The following is a 19,673-nucleotide window of genomic DNA, read 5'->3' as shown; positions in this document are numbered from 1 at the left end:
ATTCGGTGGGCTCGTGATTAGGGCTTGTTTTGTTTGTGGAGCAGTTCTTGCAGGGCTGGATCTAACAGGGCAAAGGCGCAACCTCTGTGGCTCCATTGGCGTTTTTGCTCAATAGTCATCTCTGCAAAGGTTGTGCCGGTTGCGTTGACTTCGAAGATCGGGTCATAGCCGAAGCCTTTTTCTCCTCGCGCTGCGTGGGTGATCAAACCTTCGCAGCGGCCTTCGACCTCCAGTAAAACTTCATTCGTCTCAGATGCGATGCAAAGAGCAGCGCTGAAGTGAGCGCGGCGATCATCGATCCCTTTGAGTTCTTGTAGTAGGCGCTCAATCCTTAGGGCATCACTCGCGGCATAGCGGGCTGAATAGACCCCAGGGGCCCCTGCCAGTGCCTCTACGCTGAGACCGGAGTCATCTGCGAGGGCCCATTGCCCCGTGGCTTGAGCAACTGTCAGGGCCTTGATGCGTGCATTCTCTGCAAAGGTCTGTCCTGTTTCTTCCACGGCAAGATCTTTGGGTTGGGCTTGCACGCTGAGCGGCAGGTGAGCCAGCAACTGACGGAACTCACGGATTTTGCCAGCATTGCCGCTGGCGATCACCAGCACCCGCTCTGTCAATTCATTGCTGCTCATGTTCGTTCTGCGAGCTGCTTTGCCCAGTTCAGAGCTGCTTTGACGTCTGTCTCGCTGGGAGCTTCGCAGTAGATCCTGAGCAGGGGTTCGGTGCCGGAGAAACGCAGCATCAACCAGTGGCTAGGTCCAAGTCGAAATTTCACGCCATCTGTACGGATCACGGTCTGAACGGGTTGATCAGCAACTGTGGCTGGAGGGGTTTGCTCAAGCAGCGTTTCTAGTCGTTGTCGCGAGTCCATATCAGCAAGGCGTAGATCGAAGCGTTCGTAAAAACTGCTCCCCCTACAACGCTCTTGCAGGGCTTTCATGCGTGCGCCGAGGGGCTGCCCTCCCTCCACAAGTGCTTCCAGTACAAGCAGGGCTGCAAAGAGGGCATCCCTTTCAGGTAGGTGCATTCCGAAGCCCACCCCTCCTGATTCCTCACCTCCCACCAGCACATCGCCGCTGAGCATTTCAGCGGCGATGTATTTGAACCCAACCGGTAGTTCCAGCACCTCCCGGCCTAGATCCTCAGCAACCAGACGCATTAGGTCAGAGCCACTCACGGTTTTTACAACCTTGCCTGGCAGTTGTTTGGCTCGGGCGAGGTGGTCAATCAGGAGGGGCATCAGCAGCTGAGTGCTGCAGAAGTTGCCAGCTTCATCTATGGCTGCAATGCGGTCGCCATCGCCATCGAACACCAGACCCACGGCGGGTTGTCCGGTAGCGCTGGAGGCCTGCACAGCTGCGATCAGCTGCTTCAGATATGGGGCGAGGGGTTCGGGCGGGTTGCCGCCGAACAACGGGTCGCGCTGGGCGCGAATTTCTTGAACCAAGCCCTGGTTGTGCGGGTCCAGTAGCTCGGCAATGCAACCCGCTGCTGAACCGTGCATCGGATCGATGATGACCTTGAGCCCCATCTTCTGCAGGCCCTTGATCAGGGACGTTAAATCGAGCTTCTCTCGCAATCCGTCGAGATGCTGCCCACGCCCATCAAATCGCTTGGTAATTCCATTGATGGGTACTGAGATCCCTCCGGCAGCAAGTCGCTGTTCCACCGCTGCGGTGAAAGTGTCTTCCACTGAGCCGCCAAAGGCCCCCTTGATTTTTAGCCCTAACCATTCCGGCGGATTGTGACTGGCTGTCACCACTAAGGCGCCAAGGGCCTGATGTTGAACGACTGCCCAGCTGCAGGCAGGTGTCGGCACAGGCGTTTCGGTGAGTAAGGGCTCCAGCTCACAGCCGCGCACGGCGGCAGCAATGGCCTCTGCCATTTCCGGAGCTAGAAAGCGGCGGTCGTAGCCGATGATCACTGAGCGGCTTTTGAGTTCTGTGGGTGCGCGATAGGCCAGCTCCTGTGCAGCAGCAGCAGCAACGGTTAACAACCTTTCGACTGTGATATCTACGCCGATGACCCCGCGCCAACCGTCGGTACCGAAGTGGATGGGGGCCGCGGCCAGCGGCAGGGGGGCCGATGCCATAAATGATCAACTAATGGACTGGATCTAGCAGGCAGCCGCCGTAACGTCGGCTGATGGGTGCCACCCCTCTCGCTGCCAACGTTCTGACTGATCGCTTGCTGCGTAGTTGGCTGCGCTGTCGTCGTAGGGCTTGGCTAGATCGTTATGGCGATGGAGAGCAACGGCTCTGGACTGCTCACCGCACTCTGCAACTTGATGATCAGCAGCGCAACTTTGTTGCTTTGTTGCCGCGCAAACCATGCAGGGGTCTAGACGGTTGCAGTCAAGGCTGCCCAGGGGTGGTGGGGCTGAGGCTTAAGGGGGTTGGTCCTGCGGGGCAGTTATTGGAGGCCCATCCGCCATTGCTGCAGAGGGTCGAGGGGCAAAGTCGTTGGGGGGCATTTGCTTACCGACCGGTGCTTGCACGTCAGGGTCGACGCTTGACCAGAGAGCATCGCTTGGCTTTAGCCCTTGCTGGTCGTTTATTGGCACCGCTGCAGTCGGCTCCCGTGCCTGAAGGCTTGGCTTTGGCCGGAGCTGGTCGCAGTCTTCAAATGGAACGAGTTTCATTGCTGGGCGGGTTGCAGCGGCAGCTTGATGATGTCCTGGTCAAGTTGGCCGCAGACCTCGAGCTGAGTGAGCCTCCGCCTTTGGTTGCTGATCGGCGTAAGTGCAAGTTGTGTTCCTGGCGAGGTGTTTGCAATGCCGTCGCTTCTGCAGAGGGACATCTCAGTGAGGTGAGCGGTATCGGGACTCGTCGACGGCAGATGCTTCAGGAACTGGGGATCCTTGGTTTGCAGGATTTAGCGGCAGCCGATCCGAATGAGCTCGGAAGTCGTTTGCAACATTTCGGTGAGCAGCACGGGGAAGTGGCTTGTGAGCTTGTCGCTCAGGCCCGGGCTCAGCGGGATGGTCGTTATGAGCGCTTGGACTCCGCATCAGCTTTGCCGGAATTGGCCACTGCCCCTGGCGTGTTGTTGTACGACATCGAATCTGATCCAGATGCTCGCGATGATTTTCTGCATGGTTTTGTCCGGCTGGGCCGCAGGCCAGATGGCAGTTGGGATTTAGAGGGCGCGCAGTATCACCCCTTTTTGGTGCTTTATGAGCACGGCGAGGCACGTTGCTGGCAGCGGTTGCAACGCATGCTGAAGAGTTATCCCGACTGGCCAGTGATGCATTACGGCGAAACGGAGTCTCTAGCTCTTCGCCGTATGGCTAAGCGGCAGGGAGTTGACGCGGCTGAGTTGAGTGCACTGAGCAAGCGCATGATTGATGTGCACGATCGGGTGCGGCGTTCTTGGCGATTGCCTTTAAACAGCTATGGGTTGAAGTGCGTGGCGAGTTGGCTGGGATTTTGTTGGCGTCAGGTGGGTGTCGATGGGGCTCGAGCTCTGCTTTGGTGGCGCCAGTGGCGTGGTTCAGGTCTTCAAGATCGCGGCAGTTCCTATTCCCTGCGTTGGATCTTTGATTACAACCACGATGATTGTCTCGCCACTTGGGCCGTGGCGGCATGGCTGTTAAAGCAAGATGAGCTGTTAAAGCAAGACGAGTAGCTGGGCATCGTCAAGCCATGTTCAGTCACTCATGGGTGGAGTCACAAATCCCGTAGGAATGGAGAGGCGCACCCTTGTTGAGTCTTCCGCCAGGCATAGTTCAGTCTCTGTTAGAGCATTGCGGCGCACCAAGGCCAAGCCATAGCTGCCTCTTGAGTCTTGGTCTTGCATCACTGAAGTAATGACCCCTGCTCGATTGTTGACACCTGCCTCTGCCTCAAGATTGATTAGTTTTTGGCCTACGGCAATCGGGCGGTTGGCTTGCCAGTAGCGCAGTTGTTGTTTGATACCACCGCTGTTGGCCAGCTTGGCCAAGGTTTCCTGCCCCAAGTAACAACCTTTGCTGAGACTCACCCATGCGGTTAGTCCCAGTTCAAACGGGTTGGTATCGCCATTGATTTCACCAGGTTCAAGGGGCAGGCCTTGCTTGAGTCGCCAGCTTTCAATTTGATCTGCACTGGCCTGCTGCATAGCAGCCCATTGCTTTGGCAGTGGTTCGTCTGGCAGCAGCCAGGTCACCTCAGGAGTTTGCTCCTGTTTGAGTTGGGCCAGTATCTGCAGGCGTCGAATTGGCTTGCTCGGCTTCAGTCGAACCTGGTCTGCAGGGAAGATCACCTGCTCAAATCCCGTCGCTACGGCGTTGTGATCGCCGGCGAGAACAAGCACATCTGCACCTCTCTCATCCAGACGAATCTCCAACAGCGCCCGCACTCTTCCTGTGGCGGTGAGCCAGCAGCAGCGCAGCAGGGAGCCTGTTTCGGCAGCCAGCAGATCGGCACTGGTCTGGCCGTGAAGAAAGTCTCGACTACCAGAACCCTCCAGCCTCAATAGGGGTTTAAGGGCGTCCCAGCGTTGCTTGCTCGAGCTGCTCATGTCTCCGTCTCCAGCTGTCTGGCCCGCTCAGCGACCTGATTGAGCTGGTACAAACTGACAAGCTCTAACTCAGCAGCATTCAAGGCCTCTTCACCACCTTCTTGTCGATCGACGATCGTGACGACGCGTGTCACCAGATAGCCCGTCTCACGCAGCTGTTGCACGGCTTTGAGTGACGATCCGCCAGTGGTGACAACGTCTTCCAAAACGGTGATGCGTGCACCGCTGGGAGGTAGTGGACCTTCAAGCCAAGCAGCGGTGCCATGGCCTTTGGCTTGCTTTCTCACGATTAGCGCATTGAGAGTGCGTTCCGCTTGTGCTGCTGCCATCGCCACTGCACTCACCAAGGGATCGGCGCCGAGGGTTAGGCCAGCTACACAAACAGCATCGGGCTCTACATATTTGAGTAACGCCAGGCCTAGCAACGCCAGGCCAGATCCACTGAGGCTGACTGGCTTGCAGTTCACGTAGTGGTTGCTTTGGCGACCAGAGGCCAGGGTGAAGTCTCCATGGCGGTAGGCCTCTCGCGCTAGCCGGTTGAGCAGCTCATCGCGGCAGGCCTCCGCCGATGGGGGAAGAGGGCTCATTGGGCTGGTGCGTTAAGGATTCATTGCCTAGTTTGCGCGTAGTCGTGTTTTTTGCAGTTATGGCTTGGGTGTCCTTCCATAAGCTAAGGATGCTTGGTTTGGCCCTGGTGACACCATTGGCAGTCACTGGATGGGGTGGCGGTTTGGCCTGGGCGAGGCCTGTGGTTTGCACCACGACTCTTGAAGCACCGGATGCCAACCAGTCGTCGAAGGGCCCTGTGGAGGTGAGCCAATGTGGGCCGCTGGAATCCACTGGTGCCTTAATCGAACGTCGTTTTTACAGTTGGACAGCTCCCTATGCCCGAGGTGTGGATGTGCTTCATCAGCTCACGGATATGCTCGGCATCGCTGTGGCCGGTTATGAGGGCAATCGCTTGATGGGATTTGGTTTCCCTGATCAGACGATCATCTGGGATGGTTCTGCTGTGCAGAACACCTATCAGGTGCTTCTAGAAGAGCAGAACCCTTCCCTCCCTTGGCGAACTGTTGATATCTCCAGCGGTTTTGATAACAGCCTTGCGGGGGATGTTCCTTCAGAAATTGTCATGGTGGAGGATGGTCCTGAGATGAATGTGGCGCCTGAGGCCTTCACTCCTATCCGTGGCATGTGGTAGATCCGTGATTGAGGGGGTCTAGCAATCTGGTGAATGCAGCGAACTCATAATTCGCCTAAGGCGAGTTCGATCCTCGCGACCCCCATATTTTCTTCATTCAATGAGGTTCCTTTTCCTGGCTGTATTGCTGGTTCTACCGGCTTTCTTCGCGGCTGGAGAGGTTGCCTTGTTGCGGCTGCGGCCTAGTCGAGTACAGGTTTTAGTGGAAGAGCAGCAACCCGGAGCTTCCGCCGTCCATCGTCTTCAGCGCCGTTTGAGGAGGGCGTTGATGGTGTCTCAACTGGGTGGAATGCTGGCGTTGGTAGCCCTGGGCTGGGTTGGCCGTGGTGTTGGACATCGCTGGTGGCCTCTGGCTGATCCTGCTAGTCGCTGGTTGAACGGGGGGCTTTTTCTGCTGCTTGTGGTGTTGGCCACCTTGTTGGCTGGTTTTCTTCCTAAGGCCTGGGTGCTGAATCGTCCGGAGGCTGCAGCTCTAAACCTCGCTCCATTGTTGGAGATGGTGATGCGTGTGCTTGCTCCCCTTTTGGCTCTTCTGGAAGCTGTCGCTTCGATGATGTTGCGGCTGGTTGGCTTGAATGCACATTGGGATTCTCTCGTTCCTGCTCTCTCTGCTGGTGAGCTGGAGTCTCTGATCGAAATTGGTGGTGTAACAGGCCTTCGTCCTGATGAGCGCAACATCCTTGAAGGTGTTTTTGCCTTGCGCGACACTCAAGTTAGAGAGGTGATGGTGCCACGTTCTGGCATGGTCACCTTGCCTGTTGGGGTCTGCTTCGCTGAACTGATGAAAGTGGTGCATAACACCCGCCATGCGCGCTTTCCAGTGATCGGTCAGTCCCTAGATGATGTCAGGGGTGTGCTTGATTTACGTCGGTTGGCGGAACCCATCTCCCGGGGTGCTTTGCAGGCAGAATCTCCGCTTGAACCTTTTTTACAACCAGCTGCAAGGGTTCTTGAGACCAGCACTTTGGCTGAATTGTTGCCGATGATCCGAAGTGGACAGCCCCTACTGCTTGTCGTTGATGAGCATGGCGGTACCGAAGGATTGGTTACAGCTGCCGATCTCACTGGTGAGATCGTGGGCGATGAGCCCCATGCAGACGACGATGAGCCGGATCTTGAGCTGATTGAGGGTCAGTCAGACACATGGATGGTTGCAGGGGATCTTGAGATCATTGAGCTCAATCGACAGCTCAATCTGGACTTGCCTGAAGCTGATGGACATCACACCTTGGCTGGCTTTCTGCTTGAAAAGTTGCAACACATCCCTTCTGCTGGAGAGGCCTTGCGCTGCGATGGTTTGCAATTCGAGATCGTAACGATGAAGGGTCCTCGTATCGAGCGTGTGCGACTGATTCTGCCCAGTCACGATCACACTGAGGAATGATCGTTGATAATTTCCCCGATGCGCCATGGCCTGCCGATGACCGATCCCATGGTTCCGGTGAAGGTCGGTGTGATCGGGATTGGCAATATGGGTTGGCATCATGCCCGTGTGCTCAGTCTGCTTAAGGATGCGCAGCTGGTGGCAGTCGCTGATCCCGATCCTGAGCGTGGTCAGCTGGCAACTGAACAGTTTGGATGTGATTGGTTTCCTGACTACCACAGCTTGCTAGGCGAGGTCGAAGCCGTCTGCATTGCTGTGCCGACATTGCTCCATCACAAGGTCGGGCAGGCCTGCTTGGAGGCAGGCCTGCATGTGTTAATCGAAAAACCGATTGCGGCCAGTCAGGAGGAGGCATCCGCATTGATTGTGGCGGCTAATAAGGCTGGACGGCTCTTGCAGGTTGGCCATATTGAACGTTTTAACCCTGCCTTTCGAGAGTTGATCAAGGTGGTGGAAAATGAGGAGGTGGTGGTTCTTGAGGCTCGTCGCCATAGCCCCCATGGTGACCGAGCCAATGATGTGTCGGTGGTGCTTGATCTGATGATTCATGACCTCGACTTGGTTCTTGAGCTGGCGGGTGCTCCGGTGGTAGGTCTGGCTGCTGCAGGGGGCCGCACTGCCGAGGGTCCGATCGATTACGTCAATGCCACGCTTGGCTTCAGCAATGGTGTGGTGGCGAGCCTCACGGCTAGCAAGATGAGCCACCGCAAAATTCGCAGTCTCAGTGCTCATTGTCGGGGCAGTCTTGTTGAGACTGATTTCCTTAATCACACCCTGCATATACATCGTCGTGCTCATGAGTGGTATTCAGCCGATCACGGTGAGTTGTTGTATCGCAATGACGGTTTTATCGAAGAGGTCAGCACGACTTCTATTGAGCCTCTCTATGCCGAGTTGGAGCATTTTCTTCAGTGTTTGCGAGGGCGTGAGACACCAGCCGTGGATGGGGAGCAGGCTTCGCGCGCGCTGCGTTTGGCTGACCTGATTGAACATGCCGTCGAACACCCCGGCATGGGGCTTTCCTTGGAGGAGCCCATCTGAGTCGTTAGCAACACATCAGTCCAACCCTCCCGGCTCGCACAGCGCTACTTTCAGGGGCTTCTTTGCAAATCGGCTGTTGCTCCATTCGCTTGCTTGTGGCGATTGGGCTTTGGACTCCATCGATTGCGTTCAAGGTTTAGAGCACTAAATTTTCAACCTCAGTTGTCTCGCTGATGGAATCAACAAGCACCGCACCGAGCGATCAATACCGTCGAAGTGTTCTAGGTGTGCCAGTGGATGCATGCCGCGATGTTCAGGCTGCGGCGATTGGTTTGCATGCTCGTGGTGGTGGCCAGATCGTCACGCTGAATGCGGAGATGACGATGGCGGCTAGAGAGAATCCGAGGCTAGGTGATGCTATTGCGGCGGCAGATCTAGTCATCCCAGATGGGATTGGCGTGGTTTGGGCGCTCAGGCGTCAGGGAGTTGTGGTGCCGCGCAGCCCTGGCATTGAACTGGCACGTTCGTTACTTGCCTATGCAGAGGCTCATGATTGGAAGGTGGCCCTAGTGGGAGCAACCCCGCAGGTCATGGATCGTTTGAGGCAACTCCTGAAGCAAGACCTGCCTGCTCTGCGACTTGTGATGTCTTCGCATGGCTATCAGCCCCAAGATGCTTGGCCTGGCCTGGAAGCCAAGTTGAGAGTTTTGCATCCTGATCTTGTGCTTGTGGCACTAGGAGTTCCCCGTCAAGAAACATGGATAGCTCGCGTAAGGCGGGCATGCCCAGGCCTCTGGATGGGTGTTGGGGGAAGCTTCGATGTATGGGCTGGCATGAAAAAGCGAGCCCCCCAATGGATGTGTCAGGTAGGGCTCGAATGGCTCTATCGGTTGGCGCAAGAGCCCAGCCGATGGAATCGCTTCCTTTGTCTGCCTACCTTCGTCTGGGAGGTATGGCGTCGAGGAAAAAAGCGTTGATTGAAATGAATGCTTCAGCGGAAGCCCACAGATGCTTGCCATACAAAGACAAGCAGGAAGAAGAAAATGGGGATGAGTGGAAGAACATCCACTGCTGGAGCGTAGGCCTGATAGGCCTCTGGCAGTTGGGCCATCAGATCGAGAGTGAAGGCTGCCATCCCTAGTTGCTCAGCTGCGTTTCATGGACGTTACCACGTGTGATGTGCTGCTGAGTCCGGTTGCCAAGGAGCGAAATCCTCTGAAAAACAGTCATCTTGAATTGCCTGGCTAATAGCTGAGGTGAATCTGATCAGCTGGGTGAGGTTGTGCAGGCTTAGAAGCGTGAGCCCTAGGAGCTCCTCGTTGCGAATTAAGTGATGCAGATAAGCCCGGCTGTGATGGCGGCAAGCTGTACAAGTACAGCTTTGATCTAGGGGTGTGTGATCTTCACGAAAGCGGGCATTGCGTAAATTCCAGCGCTCGCCAGCGACAAGTGCTGTGCCATGTCTTCCCAGGCGGGTAGGCAGCACACAGTCGAATAGATCGATACCGCTGGCAACTGCAATCGCTATTTCTCGCAGGGTGCCAATCCCCATCAGATAGCGGGGGCGATCCTGGGGAAGCAGAGGAGAAACCTGGCGCACGATGCGATGAATGTCTTCAACCGGTTCACCCACGCTGACGCCACCGATGGCGATGCCAGGCAAATCAAAGCTGGCCACGATTTGAGCACTTTGCTCTCTGAGGTGGGGAAAACATCCTCCCTGAACAATGCCGAATAGGGCTTGATTTGTGTGTTGATGGGTGTTTGAGCAGCGTTCCAGCCATGCATGGGTGCGCTTACAGGCAGCCTCCACATCGCTTTCGCTGGCTGGGTATGGGGGGCATTGGTCGAAGGCCATAGCGACATCAGCGCCAAGGGCCATTTGTATTTCGATGGCGCGTTCTGGCGTGAGTTCAATCTGGCTGCCATTACGAGGGTTGCGAAAAACGACTCCGTGATCATCAATACGATTCAGGTCTGCCAGGCTGAAAATCTGAAAGCCACCTGAGTCGGTAAGCAGTGGGCGGTCCCAGCCCATGAAGCGATGCAGGCCACCGGCATCTGCCACGATCCCCTCGCCTGGCTGAAGATGGAGGTGATAGGTGTTGGCTAACACCATCTGAGCTCCGGTGTCGGCCAGTTGAGTGGCTGTGATGCCTTTCACCGTTGCCAGCGTGCCCACAGGCATGAAACGAGGTGTGTTGACAGAACCATGAGGAGTGCGGAAGCAGCCAACGCGAGCACGTGTGTGTGAACAGTGGGCGTTGATCTGAAAATCAAACACGGCTAGTGCTACGGCGATACTCCAGCGCCACAGGGCACCAGGCCGATCATGACCCTACGTTGGGCTTTGCCTTTGACTGGAGGTTGGAGATCTTGCGCGCTCCCCTTTGGCTCCGGGATTTGGCTGGAGCATGGATCTTCTACTCCGTATTGCCTGCTTGGCCAGGGCTGAAGCCACGTTTTGAACGGATTGCTCGCTTTGCTCCTTGGATCGGATTGGTGCTGGGAGGACTGCAGTCTTTCCTTTGGCTTGCCTTGATCCGTGCCGATTGGCCGACCTCGTCAGTGGCACTTTTGGTCATCGGGCTGGGTGCCTGGCTTTCGGGTGGTCTTCACCTTGATGGGTTGATGGACACGGCCGATGGTCTGGCGGCTGGTCGTGAGCGCTGTCTGCAGGCTATGGACGACAGCTGTGTTGGAGCTAGTGGAGTCCAGGCTCTGCTTGTGGTGGTGTTACTTCAGATTGCAGCCCTACTTCGGCTTGGTTCTCTAGCCCCTTTGGCTTTGCTGATTGCTGCCTTTTGGGGGCGTTGTGCGCCGCTTTGGGCCATGGCGCGCTTCTTTTACTTGCGTGAGGGGCAGGCTGGCACCGCTTCCTTTCACCGTCGTTATCGCCAGGGATGGCAGGAAGCATTGCCAGCATTGTTAGTGCTGCTTTTGGCATTAACGGTTGTCCCTTCACTCATGATCGTGGGGTGGCCCAGTCAGATGGTTTTGATGGCAGGAATTGGTGTGGGTGTCTTGCCGGCGTTTTTAGTGCCTGAACTGCTTGGACGTCGTCTTGGTGGGCATAGCGGGGATTCTTATGGCTCGTCAGTCGTGCTTGTGGAAACAATCACGCTTCTGTTGCTGGCGGTGTTACTGCCGGCAGGCTGAGCAGAAAGGCATTGCCTTCGCTGGGAAGGGCTGGATCAAGGTTCTCTGGCGAGGTGATCAGTTGCAGCGAACCTCCCAAATCTTCAGCCAGTTGGCGTCCCAGGGCGAGGCCAAGGCCGCTGCCGGGGCGATCGCCACTACTTTGGCCTCGAATGCCTCTGCTGAAGATGCGCTCACGCTCTTGCTTGTTGATGGGTTCACCTCCATCCCAGACGCATATTCCGTCTTGTTGCAGGCACAGGCCGATAGGGCGGCCTGCAGGGCTATAGCGGAAAGCATTCTCCAGCAGGTTGGCCACGATTTCAGCGACCACTCCATCTCCTGAAGGACGTAGTTCTTCAGTCCAGGCAGGCCATTGGCTGGGTCCATGCCAAGGGCGTTTTTGCAAGGCTGATGTGGCTATGGCGCGTTCGATCAGTGGTGTTAGTAAGGATTTGATAGTGAGATCAGTGGCTTGTGGCAGTAATGGAGGCAGCAGCAATGGGGCCTTGATGCTTGGTTCGATGGGCAGATTGGCCTGGCCGATCTGGTCGAGGCTGGAGATATAGCGATCGAGTTGTGCTTGCTCGCTCAGCAGACCCTTGATCAAGGTGCGGTGACGACTATCGGGCTCTAGGCGCTTCATCAAGAGTTGGGCATAGGTTCGAAGCGCGGCTAGCGGATTTCGCAGTTGATGCACCATCAGGCTGATTTGTTCCCGTTGCTCGGCGAGCTCATCAAGCAGCCTGGCGCGCTCAAGCTCAAGACTGAGGCAATGGGTGATGGCACTCGCAGTAGCAAGCAGCCGTCGGTCTAGGCGGGTGGGCCAGGATGGCGAAGAGAGGGGTTTTTCGGCTCTGAGTACTCCAAGCAAGATCGTTCCTTCTTGAAGCGGGTACCAGCGTCGATCAGGAGAGGGTGCACGAAGCTCAGGGTCTGCCTCTACAGGTGGCAGGGATTTGTTCCCTGTGGCGGGCCACTGACTTACGGCTTCCAGGCTGGGGGCGCGCCCGTCTCTTGCTTGAGCGATATAGACCACAAGCTTCTCTAGTGGAGCCTCCGCTTCGAAGCTGTTGAGTTGTTGCTTCACCAGATTGAGGAAGCGGTTTGACAGCTTCATGGCGACCGATGTGCCTCTGGACACCGACACCAAGAGGCTGATATGAATTGCACCTTGAAAATTCTGAAAAAAGTATTAAAATTTGAGCGCCGATTGGCTGGAAAGCCTCGCCCAGAGGCTGTAGCTCAAAGTCGGACAAGGTAGAGGTTGCACAAATTGTGTCACCAAAGCCACAGCAGAGGTTGCACAAATCGTGTCACCAAAGCTACAGCAGAGGTAGATGCGTCCTCTGTTGGATCCTCGGCCTCGGCCGGTCATGTTGAAAGTGATCCCTCAGGGTGTTGTGGCTGTGCTGCGATGCCCCGAGTATGGCTTGCTGACATTTGGGCATCGCCAAGCTCTTGCATCTTGTTTGAGCACCATCTGCTGGACGGTTCTAAGCCGCCCCGTTCCCCTCTCCATCGCACTCCTATACAGGAGTTTCCCGTTTATGTCTAAGAAGCGCAAGCGGATCAGCCGCAGACGACTGGCTGGTCAACGGGTGTTGGCTCATGTGCCTACTTTCCATCTCGAAACCGGTGAGTACAAGCCTGTGACGGCAGCTCGTCGCTATATCGCGGAATCTGGTTTGATCTCACCGGCGATCCTTAATGTTCGTCGTAACGAGCACACCACTGATCGCTTTTTCTGGGGCGAGAAAGGTTTGTTTAGTGCTCAGTACGCTGAAGAGAATCATTTTCTCTTCCCCTCTTTGCGCTTGATCGTTGACTCCGTTGGGGAAGAGACCATGTTTGAAGGTCTTGAACTGACTTCCGACGACTGGGAGGAGATCGAGGAGTACGAGTACGCCTTCGTTTGAAGAGATCGGGATTGATTAGTGGAACCAGGAGATCAGAGCTTGCTGAATCCGGGGGATTAGTTCTCCCGGAATGCAGTGGCCACCTTCGAAGCTCACCAATGCAGTCTCCAATCCGCTTGTTTTTAGGCTTTTGAGGAGTTGTTCAGAGGCGGCGTAGGGAACTACCTCGTCTTGGCGCCCATGCAGGAGAAGCACTGCGGGGCGAATGCTTGGAGCTACCCAATTTGGATGTGGGTATGCACTGCAGCCGATTAGGCCTGCTAGAGGTAGATCACAACCACTGGCGAGGGCCATTGCTCCCCCTTGGGAGAAACCCAGCAGAGCCGTTCTTTGTAGAGGAATTTCTGGGGTTTCCAGGGCTTTCAAGCGAGTCTGAAGTTGAGAGATCGCATCAGGAACGGCTGCCCAGTCACTACCACCCATACCCTCCCTTAAAGCGACCCAATCGCTGGAGGAAAGTCCATACCATTGCCGGCCCAGACCTTGAGGATGAAGTTGTTGCGCTCGTAGAGCCACTAGTTCAACGGGAGGCTCGATGGCTTGGCAGAGCTCTTGGCCAAGGGGCATCAGATCGTCTGCATCTGCACCCCAGCCATGCAGCAGCACCAGCCTGTAGTAAGCACCTTTGGGAATGTCGCGGAGAAGGTTGTCGCTCACGGCAGGGGTTGTATCGCTACTGCGTAGGTTGGCCCACGGAATGCTTTCGTCTCTGCTGCCATGGCTCCCATCGCTTTGTTGAGCGTTTCAAACAAACATGGGATTGTGTCTCTAGCGGAATCCTTGCATCGCATGCATGGGTTTCAGCTGCTTTCCAGTGGTGGCACAGCCAAAGTGCTGGAGGATGCCGGTCTGCCCGTGACGCGGGTTGCTGAGCACACAGGTGCTGCGGAAATTCTTGGAGGACGGGTGAAGACTCTGCACCCTCGTGTCCATGGAGGCATCTTGGCGATGCGGGGCGACCCTGATCATGAGGTCGATCTGGAGCAGCATCAGATCCCTCCTATTGATGTGGTGGTGGTGAACCTTTACCCGTTTCGGGAAACAGTGGCCAATCCGCAGGTGAGTTGGGAAACCGCAATTGAGAATATTGATATCGGTGGTCCCGCCATGGTGCGAGCGGCGGCAAAGAACCATGCGCATGTGGCCGTGCTCACGAGGCCGGATCAGTACGACAGATTCCTAGTGGCTTTAAGTGATGGTGTGGATGGCCAGCTCCGTCGTGAGCTGGCCCTTGAAGCCTTTGAGCACACCGCTGCCTATGACGTGGCCATCAGCCATTGGATGGGCGAGCGGCTGACCGAGCAAGCTTCCCAATGGCTTGAGGCTATTCCCCTTAGGCAGAGGCTGCGCTATGGCGAGAATCCCCATCAGCAGGCGGCTTGGTACAGCGCTCCGAAGCAGGGTTGGGCCGGTGCCATTCAGTTGCAGGGCAAGGAGCTCAGTACCAACAATTTGCTTGATTTGGAAGCTGCCCTGGCCACTGTTCGGGAGTTTGGATATGGCACGGATGGGGCTCATCAAGCTGTTCAAGATGCTGCCGTGGTGGTTAAGCACTCCAACCCTTGTGGCGTCGCGATTGGCACTGGCGTGGCGTCGGCCTTAAGCCGTGCGTTGGATGCGGATCGGGTGAGTGCATTTGGAGGGATCGTGGCTCTGAATGGATTGGTGGATGCCACGACTGCTCGGGAGCTCACCAGTTTGTTCTTGGAGTGTGTTGTGGCACCAGGCTTTGAACCAGAAGCTCGGGAAATCCTTGCCAGCAAGGCCAACTTACGCTTGTTGGAATTGGCTCCAGGTGCCGTTGATGCGGCTGGTCGTGATCACATTCGCACCATCCTCGGCGGGGTGTTGGTGCAGGACCAAGACGATCAATTGATTGATCCCACCAGTTGGACTGTGGCCAGCAAACGCTCGCCTACTGCTGAAGAAAACGAGGATCTCACCTTTGCGTGGCGCCTGGTGAGACATGTGCGCTCAAACGCCATCGTGGTGGCTCGTGCTGGCCAGAGTCTCGGAGTTGGAGCGGGCCAGATGAACCGGGTCGGCTCGGCGCGACTAGCCCTTGAGGCAGCTGGCGATCAAGCCAGGGGAGCGGTTTTGGCTAGTGATGGCTTCTTCCCCTTTGACGACACTGTGCGTTTGGCGGCTAACCATGGCATACGTGCTGTGATCCAGCCTGGTGGGAGCAAGCGTGATGCAGATTCAATCACTGTTTGCGATGACTTTGGTCTGGCAATGGTGTTAACGGGAAAGCGCCACTTCTTGCATTAAGTTAGTAATAATCAAAGCTAATATAGAGCTACTTTGTTGCTCTATATTTTAACTTTATTGATTTCCTTGATGAGTTTCATTCTGACTGAATTTGCTTTGGCTTTGTTCCTTGCTGCTAGTGAAATTCGCCCTGGCCCTGCACAAAGTAAGTAAAAGAAAGTAGTTGCATAAACACCAGACAGTTCAAAGGCATAGCTATGGTTTTCGACCACGGCGAAGGGGAAGCCTTGCAGGCCAGTATCAAATAAGTGGTATGTAATGGCAAAAGCCATTGTCGATAGCAGGCCAAGCGCACAGAACCTAGTAGCAAGTCCGAATGCGATTCCAATTGGACAAATGATTTCTGTTAAAGCTGCTGCATAGGTCCAGAGCAGAGGGTCGCCTGGTAAGAAGTCAAGGTGTTGGCCGATGACAAATTCCGAGAATCCTTCTGGATTTTGGAGCTTCTCTAGTCCGTTGTGGACCATCAAAATGCTGATCCCCAGCCGGAGTATGAGAATCCCAAATTCGGAGAAGTAGTTAATTGATTCTGACGATGTACTGGCTTGAGGTCCTAGGTCAGAGTCAGATCCCTTTGCTTTAGGGGTTTCGGAGCCGGCCATCATCACCAGGGATTGCAGACGAGCAGTTTAGAGAATGGGTTCGCAGATCAAGGCGATAACAGGGTTGACCTGCTCAGAAAGCTGCATGGCGACGTGGTGGGCAGGTCAGTCCATGGGTGGCATGGAAGTCTTCTTGAACCTTCCAGGTGAGTCGTCGAGAGATTTGTCGAACGATTTGCCTCAGCAGCTGGTCACCACTTGTCTGTACAAGACCATCCGGTAGCAGGGTGATCACTTTCGGTAGTTGGATCCACACCGAAAGATCCAAATCCCAGTTCACGATGGTGGTTTGTTGGACAGTATTGCTGGCTTCTGTTTCTGATGGCTCAAGTTTCAGCCCAGCCTTGAAGTCCACATCGTAGTGATCACAAAGGGGCTGATCTTGATGCGTTAGGTCCACATTGATGATTTGGTAGAGCCCTTGCTGCTGGGGAAGCAGCTTTAGGCCAATGGAAGGCTCCACTTCAAAGCCAAAATTGCCGAATCGACCAAGGGTGAGGAGATAGGACTGATCATCGAGGGCCTTGACCTCCATGGGTGCAGCACAGCGTTGAAACCAGCCTTGATGGTGGTCAAGATATGCCGCCACGTTTTTTAGCGGCGCAAGCATCTCCATGCGATCGGAAAAATGACTTCGATAGCAACGGACTTGTGAGTTGTTGCTGAGGCGCAGGTATTGGTCGGCAGGTATCGACAAGGGCGGCACGGATGGTCATCCCTGGCTGGGTTAGCCGGGGATATTAACAAATGTAAAGCCAGACTGTTGCTCAGTCGGAGGTTAGGTCGATCAGCTTCTGAATCACATGTTCAACCACTCGATCGGGTGTTGAGGCTCCGGAGGTGATGCCAACATTCACGCTGCCAGCAGGTAGAAAATTACTTTCGATGAACAGATCTTCTCCCAGTGGCTTGTGTTGGATGCTGTTGTTATCACCAATACGTTCTGGGGTATCGATGTGGAAGGATCGGATTCCTCGGCTGATGGCGATTTCCTGTAGGTGAGTGGTGTTGGATGAGTTGAAACCACCAATCACCACGAGTAGATCTAGAGGTTCATCAACTAGCGAGAACATTGCTTGTTGCCGTTCCTCTGTGGCGTCACAGATGGTGTTGAAGGAAAGGAAATGTTTGTTGAGCTCGATTGGGCCATATTTTCTGAGCATGGTGCGCTCGAATAAACGACCTATTTCCTCGGTTTCACTTTTCAGCATGGTGGTCTGATTGGCCACCCCAAGGCGTTGGAGATCTTGATCTGGGTCAAAGTTTGCAGAGCATGCCTTGGCAAAGCGTTTCATGAACGCAGCACGATCTCCTTGGCCCAGGATGTAATCGGCGACTAGTTGGGCTTCATCAAGGTCTAAAACAACTAGATAGGTCCCCGCAAAGGAGCTGGTGGCCAAGGTTTCTTCATGCTTCACCTTGCCATGAATAATTGAGGTGAATTCTTGCTTCTTATGTTTCTCCACGGTGTGCCACACCTTGGAAACCCATGGACAAGTGGTGTCGATGATGTGACAGCCACGCTCATGAAGTAGCTCCATCTCCTGAACAGTGGCACCGAAGGCGGGCAGGATCACTACATCGCCGTCACTGACGCAGGAAAAATCTTTGACACCTCCTTCAGCGTGGATGAACAGCACGTCCATTTCGCGTAAGTGTTCATTCACTGAAGGGTTGTGAATAATTTCGTTAGTAATCCAAATGCGCTCGCTTGGGTAGTGCCTACGGGTTTCATAAGCCATCGCAACTGCTCGCTCTACTCCCCAGCAGAAACCAAAGGCCTCAGCCAATTTCACCTGAAGTCGGCCATGTTGAAGCACATACCCGTTGTCTCGGATCGAGCCAATGAGGCTGCTTTGGTAGGCCTTCTCAAGGTTGCTGGCGACTTCGTTGGCTCGCCCGAAGCCCCTACGGTTGTAACGCTCAGAGTGGTGTAGCGAGCGTTTGAAAGCTTGTGTATCCATCGTGGCAGCAGCAATCTCCTGACTCTATGGGCAGCTCAACACTTTTGAAGCATAAAAAAGCCCGGCACTGGGTCGGGCTTGATGGGATTCAGGTTGTTGATCAGGCTTTAGTTGCCGGCTGAGGCGAAGTCGGGATAAGCCTCCATACCGTGTTCACCGATATCAAGACCTTCGATTTCCTCTGCTTCTGTTACGCGGATCCCGCCAAACAGTGCTCCGATGACAGACCAGGCAATCCAACAGGTCACCACGGTCCAGATGGCGTAGGCAGCGCAGCCGACAAATTGAGCCCAAAGCTGACTTGCGCCACCCCCAACGAATAGCCCAAGGGCGGAACCATCACCTTGGATGTCAAAGCCCCATAGGCCGATCACGAGGGTTCCCCAGATGCCACAGACGCCGTGGACAGAGAAAGCCCCAACTGGATCGTCGATGCCTAAAGAGTCAAGGGCTGAGACCGCGAACACCACAATGACACCACCGATTAGGCCTGCAACCCAGGCCCCTACCAGCGTGAGATTGCCACAACCCGCTGTAATGCTCACTAGGCCGGCAAGGATGCCGTTGATGATCATCGTTAGATCAGGCTTGCCGGAGTAGATGGTGGAAATGACCGTTGCGCCGATGGCGCCACCTGCAGCCGCGAGTGTGGTTGTTACAGCCACGTAGGGGACCCATTGATCCATGGCGAGCTGAGAGCCGGGATTGAAGCCATACCAGCCGATCCAGAGGATTAGGGCGCCAAGGGTGGCGATGGACATGTTGTGTCCTGGAATCGCTTGGGCCTTGCCACCGACAAATTTGCCGATGCGCGGACCGAGCAGCATTGCTCCCACCAGACCTGCCCAGGCACCGACGGAGTGAACGATCGAGGAGCCTGCGAAATCAATGAATTCAACGCCTTCGCCAAAGGCAGTGTTGAGCCAGCCCCCGTTCCATTCCCAGCTGCCGGCGATTGGGTAAATGAAACCAGTTAGCACTAGGGAGAACACCACGAACTCGCCGAACTTGACGCGCTCTGCAACGAGTCCTGAGACGATGGTGGCAGCGGTGCCTGCAAAGGCTGCTTGGAAGAGGAAGTCGACGCTTGGGACAAGACCTCCTTCGCTGATCAGTTCAGGGGTTACAGCAGGATCAAAGAACAGGCCGTTGAAATAGAGCCATCCTGCCGAAACAGGATCGCCGTACATCAGCGAATAGCCGATGAACCAGTAAGCCGTTACCGCTAGGGCAAAGACAAATAGGTTTTTGGCGAGGATGTTGACCGCGTTTTTTTGACGACACATTCCTGCTTCGACCATCGCGAAGCCGGCATTCATGAAGATCACCAGAATCGTTGCAACCAGAAGCCAGAGATTGTTGGCTAGGAAGGCAGCATTCAGTTCTGGCATCTCGGCGGCATGGGCCGAGAGGTTGAAGAGTCCTAGGCCGAAGAGAGCCAAGGGCACGCAAGCCAGCCAAGTCAGTGAGCGATTGGAGCTGAAGCCACGGATGCTGCGCAGGAGGAGCATTGGCCCCTCCAGGAGACTGGCCTCCTGGAGGCGTACCGTGCGCCGCCTGGAGGGCGGAAGCGGAGCAGTTGTCATTGGAAGAAGCAGATCTGCAAAACGAGCTGGAAACCTTTGTGATAGCTCAAAGGTGAAACTTGCTCAACTTGGGATTTTTTTATGTTCATGTTGATACGAAATATGGAATTGGTGGACGCTTTTAGGTCTA

20 protein-coding genes and 1 tRNA gene are annotated in these 19,673 nt (G+C 55.3%); 9 read left to right on the top strand and 12 right to left on the bottom strand.

The features are described 5' to 3' along the window. Positions 1-17 precede the first annotated feature (17 nt). Both rdgB and SIB74_RS09405 read right to left on the bottom strand, forming a co-directional pair. Entirely contained in the window at positions 18-629 is a 612-nt protein-coding gene (rdgB, locus tag SIB74_RS09410; RefSeq protein WP_063396822.1) for an RdgB/HAM1 family non-canonical purine NTP pyrophosphatase, read from the bottom strand. Then, on the bottom strand, positions 626-2,089 hold the full coding sequence (locus tag SIB74_RS09405; protein WP_063396823.1) for a phosphoglucomutase/phosphomannomutase family protein: 1,464 nt from the start codon (positions 2,087-2,089) through the stop codon (positions 626-628). Before SIB74_RS09405 ends, rdgB begins: the two co-directional genes overlap by 4 nt. Positions 2,090-2,142: 53 nt before the next feature. Between SIB74_RS09405 and SIB74_RS09400 the strand changes: the two genes are divergently transcribed. Next, entirely contained in the window at positions 2,143-3,624 is a 1,482-nt protein-coding gene (locus SIB74_RS09400; protein WP_063396824.1) for a TM0106 family RecB-like putative nuclease, read from the top strand. A 21-nt stretch (positions 3,625-3,645) separates the two neighbouring features. Here the strand turns inward: SIB74_RS09400 and SIB74_RS09395 are convergent, their stop codons facing one another. Together SIB74_RS09395 and pyrE are read right to left on the bottom strand one after the other, a co-directional pair. Further along, positions 3,646-4,497: a YgfZ/GcvT domain-containing protein gene (locus SIB74_RS09395; protein WP_063396825.1), complete on the bottom strand. Its 852-nt coding sequence runs from the start codon at positions 4,495-4,497 to the stop codon at positions 3,646-3,648. Next, positions 4,494-5,084, bottom strand: a complete 591-nt coding sequence (gene pyrE, locus SIB74_RS09390) for an orotate phosphoribosyltransferase (protein ID WP_063396826.1) — start codon at positions 5,082-5,084, stop codon at positions 4,494-4,496. Before pyrE ends, SIB74_RS09395 begins: the two co-directional genes overlap by 4 nt. On the opposite strand from pyrE, the gene SIB74_RS09385 reads away from it, so the two are divergent. The 5 genes from SIB74_RS09385 (at position 5,084) to SIB74_RS09365 (ending at position 9,040) form a co-directional block, all read left to right on the top strand. Next, positions 5,084-5,698, top strand: a complete 615-nt coding sequence (locus tag SIB74_RS09385) for a hypothetical protein (protein WP_063396999.1) — start codon at positions 5,084-5,086, stop codon at positions 5,696-5,698. The two genes, pyrE and SIB74_RS09385, sit on opposite strands and share 1 nt — an antisense overlap. A 12-nt stretch (positions 5,699-5,710) precedes the next feature. Beyond that, positions 5,711-5,783 (top strand) — tRNA-Ile (locus SIB74_RS09380). A 15-nt stretch (positions 5,784-5,798) separates the two neighbouring features. Next, complete coding sequence (locus SIB74_RS09375) at positions 5,799-7,082, top strand: hemolysin family protein (RefSeq protein WP_063396827.1); 1,284 nt, start codon at positions 5,799-5,801, stop codon at positions 7,080-7,082. A 36-nt stretch (positions 7,083-7,118) separates the two neighbouring features. Beyond that, the gene (locus tag SIB74_RS09370; RefSeq protein ID WP_041375225.1) at positions 7,119-8,123 is read left to right on the top strand and encodes a Gfo/Idh/MocA family protein; all 1,005 of its coding nucleotides are present in this window, start codon (positions 7,119-7,121) and stop codon (positions 8,121-8,123) included. A 173-nt stretch (positions 8,124-8,296) separates the two neighbouring features. After that, a complete protein-coding gene (locus SIB74_RS09365) occupies positions 8,297-9,040 on the top strand; it encodes a WecB/TagA/CpsF family glycosyltransferase (protein WP_063396828.1) in 744 nt (247 codons plus the stop codon). A gap of 14 nt (positions 9,041-9,054) precedes the next feature. Here the strand turns inward: SIB74_RS09365 and SIB74_RS09360 are convergent, their stop codons facing one another. Both SIB74_RS09360 and tgt read right to left on the bottom strand, forming a co-directional pair. Beyond that, positions 9,055-9,198: a photosystem II reaction center protein K gene (locus SIB74_RS09360; RefSeq protein WP_011131230.1), complete on the bottom strand. Its 144-nt coding sequence runs from the start codon at positions 9,196-9,198 to the stop codon at positions 9,055-9,057. 30 nt (positions 9,199-9,228) lie between these two features. Further along, positions 9,229-10,347: a tRNA guanosine(34) transglycosylase Tgt gene (gene tgt / locus SIB74_RS09355; protein ID WP_063396829.1), complete on the bottom strand. Its 1,119-nt coding sequence runs from the start codon at positions 10,345-10,347 to the stop codon at positions 9,229-9,231. Positions 10,348-10,439: 92 nt separating this feature from the next. Here tgt and SIB74_RS09350 point away from each other — a divergent pair, with 92 nt between their 5' ends. Next, the gene (locus SIB74_RS09350; protein ID WP_082818531.1) at positions 10,440-11,222 is read left to right on the top strand and encodes an adenosylcobinamide-GDP ribazoletransferase; all 783 of its coding nucleotides are present in this window, start codon (positions 10,440-10,442) and stop codon (positions 11,220-11,222) included. Here SIB74_RS09350 and SIB74_RS09345 read toward each other — a convergent pair. After that, entirely contained in the window at positions 11,182-12,321 is a 1,140-nt protein-coding gene (locus SIB74_RS09345) for a sensor histidine kinase (RefSeq protein ID WP_063397001.1), read from the bottom strand. The genes SIB74_RS09350 and SIB74_RS09345 overlap by 41 nt on opposite strands. A gap of 430 nt (positions 12,322-12,751) precedes the next feature. On the opposite strand from SIB74_RS09345, the gene SIB74_RS09340 reads away from it, so the two are divergent. Then, positions 12,752-13,120 (top strand): DUF3155 domain-containing protein, encoded by a 369-nt coding sequence (locus tag SIB74_RS09340; RefSeq protein WP_036913890.1) that lies wholly within the window; start codon positions 12,752-12,754, stop codon positions 13,118-13,120. Positions 13,121-13,135: 15 nt separating this feature from the next. Here SIB74_RS09340 and SIB74_RS09335 read toward each other — a convergent pair whose 3' ends face one another. Further along, entirely contained in the window at positions 13,136-13,777 is a 642-nt protein-coding gene (locus SIB74_RS09335) for an alpha/beta hydrolase (protein WP_063396831.1), read from the bottom strand. A 60-nt stretch (positions 13,778-13,837) separates the two neighbouring features. On the opposite strand from SIB74_RS09335, the gene purH reads away from it, so the two are divergent. Continuing rightward, entirely contained in the window at positions 13,838-15,391 is a 1,554-nt protein-coding gene (gene purH / locus SIB74_RS09330; protein ID WP_063396832.1) for a bifunctional phosphoribosylaminoimidazolecarboxamide formyltransferase/IMP cyclohydrolase, read from the top strand. Positions 15,392-15,432: 41 nt separating this feature from the next. Here purH and SIB74_RS09325 read toward each other — a convergent pair whose 3' ends face one another. The 4 genes from SIB74_RS09325 to SIB74_RS09310 form a co-directional block, all read right to left on the bottom strand. Next, entirely contained in the window at positions 15,433-15,996 is a 564-nt protein-coding gene (locus tag SIB74_RS09325; protein ID WP_369818728.1) for a DoxX family protein, read from the bottom strand. A 70-nt stretch (positions 15,997-16,066) separates the two neighbouring features. Beyond that, complete coding sequence (locus tag SIB74_RS09320; protein WP_063396833.1) at positions 16,067-16,699, bottom strand: DUF1997 domain-containing protein; 633 nt, start codon at positions 16,697-16,699, stop codon at positions 16,067-16,069. Positions 16,700-16,760: 61 nt separating this feature from the next. Further along, positions 16,761-17,957 carry a 4-hydroxy-3-methylbut-2-enyl diphosphate reductase gene (locus SIB74_RS09315; RefSeq protein WP_011827062.1) on the bottom strand — a complete coding sequence of 399 codons (1,197 nt, stop codon included), beginning with the start codon at positions 17,955-17,957 and terminating at the stop codon, positions 16,761-16,763. A gap of 107 nt (positions 17,958-18,064) precedes the next feature. Continuing rightward, the gene (locus tag SIB74_RS09310; RefSeq protein WP_063396834.1) at positions 18,065-19,543 is read right to left on the bottom strand and encodes an ammonium transporter; all 1,479 of its coding nucleotides are present in this window, start codon (positions 19,541-19,543) and stop codon (positions 18,065-18,067) included. Positions 19,544-19,673: the final 130 nt, after the last annotated feature.

The organism is Prochlorococcus sp. MIT 1306 (assembly GCF_047304515.1).
Taxonomy (GTDB): Bacteria; Cyanobacteriota; Cyanobacteriia; order PCC-6307; family Cyanobiaceae; genus Prochlorococcus; species Prochlorococcus marinus_D.
This window is presented reverse-complemented; position numbering and strand designations above follow the sequence as displayed.